Origin of the sequence: Mesorhizobium sp. M7A.F.Ca.US.006.04.2.1 (assembly GCF_004022915.1) — a bacterium.
GTDB classification, from domain to species: domain Bacteria; phylum Pseudomonadota; class Alphaproteobacteria; order Rhizobiales; family Rhizobiaceae; genus Mesorhizobium; species Mesorhizobium ciceri.
The window spans coordinates 1-1,492 of record NZ_RZQA01001166.1 but is presented as its reverse complement, the minus strand read 5'-3'; the positions used below and the strand labels follow the sequence as shown (position 1 = coordinate 1,492).

At 64.5% G+C, this 1,492-nt stretch carries 2 protein-coding genes; both read left to right on the top strand.

Annotated features, from left to right (window positions below; genetic code table 11):
- Positions 1-39 precede the first annotated feature (39 nt).
- Positions 40-1,275 (top strand): imidazolonepropionase, encoded by a 1,236-nt coding sequence (gene hutI / locus EN925_RS35445; protein WP_127368742.1) that lies wholly within the window; start codon positions 40-42, stop codon positions 1,273-1,275.
- Positions 1,272-1,492: aromatic amino acid lyase (locus EN925_RS35440; RefSeq protein WP_164894646.1), on the top strand; the 221-nt coding region annotated here is incomplete at its 3' end. The genes hutI and EN925_RS35440, both read left to right, overlap by 4 nt.

The window sequence follows — 1,492 nt, the reverse complement described above, 5'->3', positions numbered from 1 at the left end:
GTATATACATAATCGTCATCGATTGAAACGGAAAAGATGATGGCTGCAAAGAGCAAAAGCCGGGCAGGGGATCTTCGTCTGTGGCGCAATGCGCGGCTGACGACAATGGCCGACGGGTCTGCCGGACTTGGCGTCGTCGAACATGGCGCGGTCGCTGCGCGTGACGGCCGCATTGTTTATGCCGGCCCCGAGTCGGAGCTGCCCCCGACACTGGCCCAGGGCGCCGAGACGGTTGATTGCGAGGGCCGCTGGATCACACCCGGCCTGATCGACTGCCACACCCATCTGGTCCATGCCGGCAACCGCGCCAACGAATTCGAGATGCGGCTGGCCGGCGCCACTTATGAAGAGGTCGCCCGGGCTGGTGGCGGCATAGTCTCCTCGGTCAAGTCGCTGCGCGCCGCCAGCGAGAGCGAACTGGTCACCCAATCACTGCCACGCCTCGATGCGCTGATCGCCGAGGGCGTAACCACCGTGGAGGTAAAATCAGGCTACGGCCTGGACCTCGAAAACGAGAAGAAGTCGCTGCGTGCCGCACGGCGGCTGGGCAACCAGCGGCCGGTGACGATCCGCACGACCTTCCTCGGCGCCCACGCGCTGCCGCCGGAAGCCAAGGGTGACAAGGACGCCTTTATCGATCTGGTCGCCAAGGAAATTCTCCCGGCGGTTGCCGCCGAGGGGCTGGCCGATGCCGTCGACGGTTTCTGCGAGGGCATCGCCTTTTCGCCGGAACAGATGGCGCGCGTCTTCGATGCTGCAAAGGCGGCCGGCCTGCCGGTCAAGCTTCATGCCGACCAACTGTCCAATTTGCATGGCGCCGAACTCGCCGCCCGTTACGGTGCGCTGTCGGCCGACCATCTCGAATACACCGATGAGGCAGGTGCAGCGGCGATGGCCAAGGCCGGAACCGTGGCGACGATCCTGCCCGGCGCCTACTATTTCATTCGCGAAACCAAGAAGCCGCCGATCGGCTTGTTTCGCCAGCACGGCGTCAAGATGGCTGTCGCCACCGACAACAATCCCGGCACTTCGCCGCTGACCTCACTGCTTCTGACGATGAACATGGCCGCGACCCTGTTCGGCCTGACCGTCGATGAATGCATTGCCGGCGTCACCCGGGAGGCGGCCCGCGCGCTTGGTTTGCTGGGAGAAACCGGCACGCTGGAAGCCGGAAAATCCGCCGACCTGGCGATCTGGAACATCGAGCGCCCCGCCGAACTCGTCTATCGCATGGGCTTCAACCCGCTGCATGCCCGCATCTGGAGAGGACAATGACCGAACTGACCCTGAAGCCCGGCAATGCGACGCTGGCCGACTGGCGCGCCATCTATCGTGGCGCCGTGCCCAAGCTGGACGATGCCTGCCGGCCGAAAATCAAGGCGAGCGCCGAGGCCGTCGCTAGGATAGTCGCCAAGGGCGAGCCGGTCTATGGCATCAACACCGGCTTCGGCAAACTGGCCAGCGTCCGCATCCCGGCCGAGGGTCTCGAGAC